Origin of the sequence: Streptomyces sp. NPDC056161, assembly GCF_042268025.1 — a bacterium.
GTDB lineage: Bacteria > Actinomycetota > Actinomycetes > Streptomycetales > Streptomycetaceae > Streptomyces.
Genome location: NZ_JBHJUV010000117.1, coordinates 1 through 8,725, shown reverse-complemented (window position 1 = coordinate 8,725; position 8,725 = coordinate 1). Strand labels below are relative to the sequence as shown.

The 8,725-nt window shown below is 70.3% G+C and carries 7 protein-coding genes; 2 read left to right on the top strand and 5 right to left on the bottom strand.

Features of this window, described 5'->3' with window-relative positions:
* The coding region (locus ACFC09_RS45450) for a hypothetical protein (protein WP_376538989.1) at positions 1-162 on the top strand (162 nt) is incomplete at its 5' end.
* A gap of 402 nt (positions 163-564) precedes the next feature.
* Here ACFC09_RS45450 and pgl read toward each other — a convergent pair.
* The 5 genes from pgl to tkt are packed head-to-tail and all read right to left on the bottom strand — an operon-like array spanning position 565 to position 7,308.
* On the bottom strand, positions 565-1,347 hold the full coding sequence (gene pgl / locus ACFC09_RS45445) for a 6-phosphogluconolactonase (protein WP_376538985.1): 783 nt from the start codon (positions 1,345-1,347) through the stop codon (positions 565-567).
* Positions 1,344-2,480, bottom strand: coding sequence for a glucose-6-phosphate dehydrogenase assembly protein OpcA (opcA, locus tag ACFC09_RS45440; protein WP_376538983.1), 1,137 nt, complete (start codon positions 2,478-2,480; stop codon positions 1,344-1,346). Before opcA ends, pgl begins: the two co-directional genes overlap by 4 nt.
* Positions 2,477-4,024 (bottom strand): glucose-6-phosphate dehydrogenase, encoded by a 1,548-nt coding sequence (gene zwf / locus ACFC09_RS45435; protein ID WP_376538981.1) that lies wholly within the window; start codon positions 4,022-4,024, stop codon positions 2,477-2,479. Before zwf ends, opcA begins: the two co-directional genes overlap by 4 nt.
* Before the next feature lie 4 nt (positions 4,025-4,028).
* Positions 4,029-5,171, bottom strand: a complete 1,143-nt coding sequence (tal, locus tag ACFC09_RS45430; protein ID WP_376538979.1) for a transaldolase — start codon at positions 5,169-5,171, stop codon at positions 4,029-4,031.
* A gap of 34 nt (positions 5,172-5,205) precedes the next feature.
* A complete protein-coding gene (tkt, locus tag ACFC09_RS45425; RefSeq protein ID WP_376538977.1) occupies positions 5,206-7,308 on the bottom strand; it encodes a transketolase in 2,103 nt (700 codons plus the stop codon).
* A gap of 347 nt (positions 7,309-7,655) precedes the next feature.
* On the opposite strand from tkt, the gene ACFC09_RS45420 reads away from it, so the two are divergent.
* Positions 7,656-8,642 carry a heme o synthase gene (locus ACFC09_RS45420; RefSeq protein ID WP_376538987.1) on the top strand — a complete coding sequence of 329 codons (987 nt, stop codon included), beginning with the start codon at positions 7,656-7,658 and terminating at the stop codon, positions 8,640-8,642.
* Positions 8,643-8,725: the final 83 nt, after the last annotated feature.

Genomic DNA, 8,725 nt, shown 5'->3' with positions numbered 1-8,725 from the left:
GTCTGGAACATCGACTCCTTCGACCAGTGGGGCGTCGAACTCGGCAAGGTCCTCGCCAAACGCGTCGAACCCGCACTCACCGAAGGCACCGAGGTAGAGGGCCTGGACGCGTCCTCGCGGGCCCTGGTCGCCAAGTACCGGGAACTCCGCGGCCGGAGCTGAGCGCCGGATCGGCGCCCGCGGGGCCGTCGGCTCCGCACCCACCGACCCGACGCCCGCCGACCCACCGGTCTGCCGGGCCCGGTACTGGGGAAGGCAAAGCAACGCACGGCCCGGAGTGCCCGGACATCCGGGCGCTCCGCCCCCGGTACCGGAGCCAGGTGCCCGGCCGTCGACGCCACGCAAGGGTCACGCACGGGCCGGAGTCCCGCGCGAGGCAGACGCTCAGGCCGGGAGCCGAGGGCAGACGCTCAGGTCGGGAGTACGGCCCGCGGACGCTTTGTGAGGAGCACCGGTGGCCGGCGTCCGGCAGCACCACTCGCGGGCCGGTGTCCGGCCGCCTGCTGGTGGGAGCGGGGAAAAACGACGGGTGCGGCGGGGCCGGAGCCCCGCCGCACCCCGGCGTCACGGTGAAGCAGGCGGATACAGCGAGCGCGGCAGTCCGGAGGCCGCCGCCGCGTCCAGCAGCCACAGCGTGCGCTGCCGGCCGTACGCGCCCGCCGCCGGGGCCTGGATCTCGCCCGCGCCGGACAGCGCGATCTGCGCGGCCTCCGCCTTGTCCGCACCGGCCGCGAGCAGCCAGACCTCACGGGCCGCCCGGATCGCGGGGAGGGTGAGCGAGACCCGGGTCGGCGGTGGTTTGGGCGCGCCGTGCACGCCGACCACCGTGCGCTCGGTCTCCCGCACGCCCGGCAGCTCGGGGAAGAGGGACGCCACGTGCGTGTCCGGACCGACGCCGAGCATCAGCACGTCGAAGGTGGGCACGGCCCCGTGGTTCTCGGGGCCCGCGGCCCGGGCCAGCTCCGCCGCGTAGGCGTCCGCCGCCGCGTCCACGTCGGCGCCGTAGGGACCGTCCGACGCGGGCATGGGGTGCACGCGTTTCGGATCCAGGGGCACGGTGTCCAGCAGAGCCGCGCGAGCCTGGGTGACATTGCGTTCCGGGTCGCCCTCGGGCAGGAAACGCTCGTCGCCCCACCACAGGTCGAGCCGGGTCCAGTCGACGGCGTCCCGGGCGGGCGCCGCCGCCAGGGCGGCCAGCAGCCCGTTGCCGTTGCGGCCGCCGGTGAGCACCACGGACGCGGAACCCCGGGACGCCTGGGCGTCCACGACCTTGGTGATCAGGCGGGCCGCCGCGGCCTGGGCCATCAGCTCCTTGTCGCGGTGCACGACCAGCTGCGGGGTGCTCACTTCGACGCCGCCTTCTTCGCCGGTGCCTTCTTCGCGGACTTCTTGGCCGCGGCCTTCTTCGCGGGCGCCGAGGCGGTACCGGTTTCCGACGACTTACCGGTTTCCGACGCCGTACCGGTCTCCGACGCTGCCCCGGCACCCGCGGTGGCGGGCTCCGGATCCGCGGCGGACTTCGGATCCGCCGCCGGCCGCTGGTCCGCGGGCTGCGAGCCGACGAGCCGCTCCACGCCGTAGCGCAGCGCCGACGCGTAGGTGTCGTCCGGGTCGAGCCGGCGCAACTCCTCCGCGATCAGCTCGGCCGTCTCGCGCCGCTTGAGCGCGACCGCCCGGTCCGGCTGGCCCTGGATGGACAGCGTGGCCAGCGAGCCGTCCGAGCGGTCCAGGCCGATCGGACCGCAGTCGGTGTCCAGCCGGACCGCCGTGAGGCCAGGTCCGGACGACAGCGACCGCTTGACGGGGACGTCCAGCCGGTCCGCGAGCCACATCGCCAGCAGCTCACAGCTCGGGTTGAACTCCTCGCCCGCCACCTCGACGCCCTTGACCTCGCAGGTGACCTGGTCCAGGGCCGCGGCCAGCATCGAGCGCCAGGGCGTGATGCGGGTCCAGGACAGATCCGTGTCGCCGGGCGTGTAGGTCTCGGCGCGGGCGGACAGCTCCCGCACCGGTTGCTCGGACGCGTAGATGTCGGTGACCCGGCGCTGGGCGAGGGCACCCAGCGGGTCCTTGGCCGGATCGAGCGGCGCGTTCACCGGCCACCAGACGACGACCGGCGCGTCCGGCAACAGCAGCGGCAGCACCACGGAGTCGGCGTGGTCGGCGACCTCGCCGTACAGCCGCAGCACCACCGTCTCGCCGGTGCCGGCGTCCGCGCCCACCCGTACCTCGGCGTCCAGCCGCGAGGTGGTGCGGTCACGCGGGGAGCGCGAGACCCGTTTGACGACCACCAGGGTGCGCGAGGGGTGCTCGCGCGAGGCGTCGCCCGCTGCCTTCAGGGCGTCGTAGGCGTTCTCCTCGTCGGTGACGACGACCAGGGTCAGCACCATGCCCACGGCGGGCGTGCCGATCGCACGGCGACCCTGCACCAGCGCCTTGTTGATCTTGCCGGCCGTGGTGTCCGTGAGGTCTATCTTCATGGCCGGCGCCAGCTCCGTCCGTCTCGTGCGAGCATCTCGTCGGCTTCCACGGGACCCCACGTGCCCGACGGGTACTGCGCGGGCTTGCCGTGCTTGTCCCAGTACTCCTCGATCGGGTCGAGGATCTTCCAGGACAGCTCGACCTCCTCCGTGCGCGGGAAGAGGTTGGCGTCGCCGAGCAGTACGTCCAGGATGAGCCGCTCGTACGCCTCCGGGCTGGACTCCGTGAACGACTCGCCGTAGGCGAAGTCCATGGAGACGTCCCGGATCTCCATCGAGGTGCCCGGCACCTTGGAGCCGAAGCGGACCGTGATGCCCTCGTCGGGCTGGACGCGGATGACGACCGCGTTCTGGCCCAGCTCCTCCGTGGAGGAGTGGTCGAAGGGGGAGTGCGGGGCCCGCTGGAAGACCACCGCGATCTCGGTGACCCGGCGGCCGAGCCGCTTGCCGGTGCGCAGGTAGAAGGGGACGCCCGCCCAGCGGCGGTTGTCGATCTCCACCTTGATCGCGGCATAGGTGTCGGTCTTCGACTTGGCGTCGATGCCGTCTTCCTGGAGGTAGCCGATGACCTTCTCGCCGCCCTGCCAGCCCGCCGCGTACTGCCCGCGTACCGTGCTGCGGCCCAGGTCCTTCGGCAGCCGCACCGCGCCCAGCACCTTGGTCTTCTCGGCGGCCAGCGCGTCCGCGTCGAAGGAGGCGGGCTCCTCCATGGCGGTCAGCGCGAGCAGTTGGAGCAGGTGGTTCTGGATGACGTCGCGGGCGGCGCCGATGCCGTCGTAGTAGCCGGCCCGGCCGCCGATGCCGATGTCCTCGGCCATGGTGATCTGCACGTGGTCCACGAAGGACCGGTTCCAGACCGGCTCGAACATCGTGTTGGCGAAGCGCAGCGCCAGGATGTTCTGGACGGTCTCCTTGCCGAGGTAGTGGTCGATCCGGAACACCTGGTCCGGTTCGAACACCTCGTGCACGACCTTGTTCAGCTCCTCGGCCGACTTCAGGTCGTGGCCGAAGGGCTTCTCGATGACCGCGCGCCGCCAGGAGCCGCCCGTCTGGTCGGCCAGGCCGTGCTTCTTCAGCTGCTGGATGACCACCGGGAAGGAGCGCGGCGGCACGGACAGGTAGAAGGCGAAGTTGCCGCCCGTGCCCTGTGCCTTGTCCAGCTCCTCGATGGTGGACCGCAGCCGCTCGAACGCGTCGTCGTCGTCGAAGGTGCCCTGGACGAAGCGCATCCCCTGGATGAGCTGCTGCCAGACCTCCTCGCGGAACGGCGTCCGCGCGTGCTGCTTGACGGAGTCGTGGACCTCCTGCGTGAAGTCCTCGTTCTGCCACTCGCGGCGCGCGAAGCCGACGAGGGAGAAGCCCGGCGGCAGCAGACCCCGGTTGGCGAGGTCGTACACGGCGGGCATCAGCTTTTTGCGTGACAAATCGCCCGTGACGCCGAAGATGACCAGGCCCGACGGCCCCGCGATGCGCGGGAGCCGTCGGTCCGCGGGGTCACGGAGCGGATTCGCTCCGGAACCGGAAAACCCGGAAAAGGGGGACAAGATGTCAGCCTTCCGAGGGGGCGAGGCGATCGAGGACCGCCTCGGTCGACTTCAGTAGATCGTTCCAGGAGGTCGCGAACTTCTCGACGCCCTCGTCCTCCAGGACCTGGACCACGTCGTCGTACGAGATCCCGAGCTTCTCGACGGCGTCGAGGTCGGCGCGGGCCTGCTCGTAGGTGCCGGCGATGGTGTTTCCGATGATCTCGCCGTGTTCCTCGGTGGCCCGCAGGGTCGCCTCCGGCATGGTGTTCACCGTGTTCGGCGCCACCAGGTCGTCGACGTACAGGGTGGGCTTGTACGCCGGGTCCTTCACCCCGGTCGACGCCCACAGCGGACGCTGCTTGCGCGCGCCCGAGCCCTCCAGCGCGTTCCACCGCGCCGACGACTGTGTCGAATTGTCGGCAGAGCCGAACACCTCCTCGTACGCCTGGTAGGCGAGGCGGGCGTTGGCGACGGCGGCCTTGCCGCGCACGGCCTTGGCCTCCGGGGTGTCCAGGGCCTCGATCCGCTTGTCGATCTCGGTGTCCACACGGGAGACGAAGAAGGACGCGACGGAACGGATCAGCGACAGGTCCAGGCCCCGCTCCTTCGCCTTCTCCAGGCCGGCGAGGTAGGCGTTCATGACCTCGCGGTAGCGCTCAAGGGAGAAGATGAGCGTGACGTTGACGCTGATGCCCAGGCCGATGACCTCGGTGATCGCCGACAGGCCCGCCCTGGTGGCGGGGATCTTGATGAGGGTGTTGGGGCGGTCGACGAGCCAGGCGAGCTGCTTGGCCTCGGCGATCGTCGCGCGGGTGTTGTGTGCGAGACGCGGGTCCACCTCGATGGAGACCCGGCCGTCCTGGCCGTCGCTCGCGTCGAACACCGGGCGCAGGATGTCGGCGGCGTCCCGGACGTCCGCCGTGGTGATCATGCGCACCGCTTCCTCGACGGTGACCTTGCGGGCGGCGAGGTCGGCGAGCTGCTGCTCGTAGCCGTCGCCGCTGCTGATCGCCTTCTGGAAGATCGTCGGGTTGGTGGTGACACCCACGACGTGCTGCTCGTCGATCAGCTCGGCGAGGTTGCCGGACGTGATCCGCTTGCGTGACAGGTCGTCCAGCCAGATCGCGACGCCTTCTTCGGAGAGGCGCTTCAGTGCGTCCGTCATGGAAATTGCATCTCCTACGTGTCGTATATGAGCGTCAGCGCTGGGCGGCGGCCAGGGATTCCCGGGCCTTGGCGGCCACGTTCTCGGCAGTGAAGCCGAACTCGCGGAAGAGGACCTTGCCGTCGGCGGAAGCACCGAAGTGTTCGAGGGAAACGATGCGTCCGGCGTCCCCGACATACCGGTACCAGGTCAGACCGATGCCGGCCTCGACCGCCACGCGCGCCCTGACGGCCGGGGGCAGCACACTGTCCCGGTAACCCTGATCCTGCTCCTCGAACCACTCCACGCACGGCATGGACACGACCCGGGTGGGGACGCCGTCGGCCTGCAACTGCTCGCGGGCCTCGACGGCCACGTGCACCTCGGAGCCGGTGGCGATCAGGATCACCTGCGCATCGGTGTGCTGTCCGTCGGGACCCTCGGCGTCGAACAGGACGTAACCGCCGCGCGCGGCGTCGTCGTTGGGCTCGTAGACCGGTACGCCCTGGCGGGTCAGCGCGAGCCCGTGCGGGGCGCCCTTGCCGAACTCCTTGGTGTAGCGGCCGAGGACCTCGCGCCAGGCGATCACGGTCTCGTTGGCGTCCGCCGGACGCACCACGTTCAGGCCCGGGATCGCCCGCAGCGCGGCGAGGTGCTCGACGGGCTGGTGGGTGGGGCCGTCCTCACCGAGGCCGATCGAGTCGTGCGTCCACACGTACGTGACCGGCAGGTGCATCAGCGCCGACAGCCGTACCGCGTTGCGCATGTAATCGGAGAACACGAGGAACGTGCCGCCGTAGACACGGGTGTTGCCGTGCAGGGTGATGCCGTTCATCTCCGCGGCCATCGCGAACTCGCGGATGCCGAAGTGGATGGTGCGGCCGTACGGGTCGGCGCCGGGCAGCGGGTTGTCCTTCGGCAGGAAGGAGCTGTCCTTGTCGATGGTGGTGTTGTTGGAGCCGGCCAGGTCGGCGGAGCCGCCCCACAGTTCGGGGACGACGGGGCCGAGGGACTGGAGCGTCTTGCCGGAGGCGGCGCGGGTGGCGACGGACTTGCCGGGTTCGAAGACGGGCAGGGCGTCCTGCCAGCCGGCCGGCAGGGCGCCGCTGCTGATGCGGTCGAACTCGGCGGCCCGTTCGGGCTGGTTGTTGCGCCACTCCTGGAAGGACTTCTCCCACTCGGCCCGTGCCTGGTGGCCGCGTTCGAGGGCCTGGCGGGTGTGGGCGAGCACCTCGTCGGCGACGGCGAAGTGCTGCTCCGGGTCGAAGCCGAGGACGCGCTTGGTGGCCGCTACCTCGTCCTCGCCGAGGGCGGAGCCGTGCGCGGCCTCGGTGTTCTGGGCGTGCGGGGCGGGCCAGGCGATGATCGAGCGCATCGCGATGAAGGACGGCCGGTCGGTGACCTTCTTGGCGGCCTCGATGGCGTTGTAGAGGGCGTGCGGGTCGAGGTCGCCGTCCGGCTTGGGGGCGACCCGCTGGACGTGCCAGCCGTATGCCTCGTAGCGCTTGGCGGTGTCCTCGGAGACGGCGGTCTCGGTGTCGCCCTCGATCGAGATGTGGTTGTCGTCCCAGAGCAGGACGAGGTTGCCGAGCCGCTGGTGGCCCGCGAGGGAGGACGCCTCCGCGGAGACGCCTTCCTGGAGGCAGCCGTCGCCGGCGATGCAGTAGACGAAATGGTCGAAGGGCGAGGCGCCGAGCGGCGCGTCCGGGTCGAACAGGCCGCGCTCGTAACGGGCGGCCATGGCCATCCCGACGGCGTTCGCGACGCCCTGGCCGAGCGGTCCCGTGGTGGTCTCGACACCCTTGGTGTGGCCGTACTCAGGGTGACCGGGGGTCTTCGAACCGAAGGTGCGGAAGGCTTCCAGGTCGGCCAGCTCCAGGCCGAAGCCGGCCAGGTAGAGCTGGGTGTAGAGAGTCAGGGACGAGTGGCCGGCGGACAGTACGAAGCGGTCGCGGCCGGTCCACTCGGGGTCGGCGGGGTCGTGCCGCATCACCTTCTGGAAGAGGGTGTAGGCGACCGGTGCCAGGCTCATCGCCGTACCCGGATGGCCGTTGCCGACCTTCTGTACGGCATCGGCGGCCAGGACGCGCGCGGTGTCAACCGCTCGCTGGTCCAATTCGGTCCAGTCGAGGTCTGTGGTGGTCGGCTTGGTGCTCACCCTGAGTCAGGGCTCCTCTCCACATGTCGAATACCGGTGCACTGGGCGCCCACCGGCCGCTGTCGAGCCTACCCCCGCAAGTACGTACGTTTTCTCCCCACATTCCAGACTGCCGGGAGTCTTCGGGATCCGCCTCCTGACCGGGGCGTACGACATTCGGCGACCGCGCGGGGGCGCACTTGCGCGACCGCGCGGCCGAGCCTGCGCGCGCACTTCGGTCAACCCCTCCCAACACGACCCGACCCCCGCGAAAGCCGGGGTATGGGCAACGTCTACAGTGGCGTGGTACGCGCGAGCCTTTACCGGGACTTCACACGGGGAGGCTTGCTGGGATGTCTCTGTCAGGGGTGTGTGTGACGGCCGTCGAATCCCGTCCTGGGGGCACCTCCCAGGCCCTTAAGGCGCTGGGGGAGGGGGGAACGGGTGCGAACCAGAGCCCGGTCCACCGGCCGTTCGGGGCCCGTGCCAAGGCGTTCGTGGCGCTGACCAAGCCGCGGATCATCGAACTGCTGCTGATCACCACCGTTCCGGTGATGTTCCTGGCCCAGCAGGGGGTGCCGGACCTCGGTCTGGTGCTGCTCACCTGCCTGGGCGGTTACCTCTCCGCGGGTGGCGCCAACGCGCTGAACATGTACATCGACCGCGACATCGACGCGCTCATGGACCGCACCTCCCGGCGTCCCGTGGTCACCGGCATGGTGAGCCCCCGTGAATGCCTCGCGTTCGGCATCACGCTGGCGGTCGTCTCGACGCTGCTGTTCGGCCTGACCGTCAACTGGCTGTCGGCCTGGCTGTCACTCGGAGCGCTCCTCTTCTACGTCGTCGTCTACACGATGATCCTCAAACGGCGTACGTCGCAGAACATCGTGTGGGGCGGCATCGCCGGCTGCATGCCCGTGCTCATCGGCTGGTCGTCCGTCACCGACTCGATGTCGTGGGCGCCGGTCATCCTCTTCCTCGTCATGTTCTTCTGGACCCCGCCGCACTACTGGCCGCTGTCCATGAAGGTGAAGGACGACTACGCGCGCGTGGGCGTGCCGATGCTGCCGGTGGTCGCCACCAACAAGGTCGTCGCCCGGCAGATCGTCCTCTACAGCTGGGTGATGGTCGTCGTCTCGCTGCTGCTGACACCGCTCGGCTACACCGGCTGGTTCTACACCGTGGTCGCGCTGGCCGCGGGCGGCTGGTGGCTGTGGGAGGCGCACGCCCTCCAGAACCGTGCCAAGGCCGACGAGACGGGCGCGAAGCTCAAGGAGATGCGCCTGTTCCACTGGTCGATCACCTATGTGTCGCTGCTGTTCGTGGCGGTCGCGGTGGATCCCTTCCTGCGCTGATCCTCCCGCGCCGTTCCCCCGCTGGTCCCCGGCGACCGACCGGGGGGGGTGGGTCCAGCCCCCACACCCGGCCGAGCCCGAGG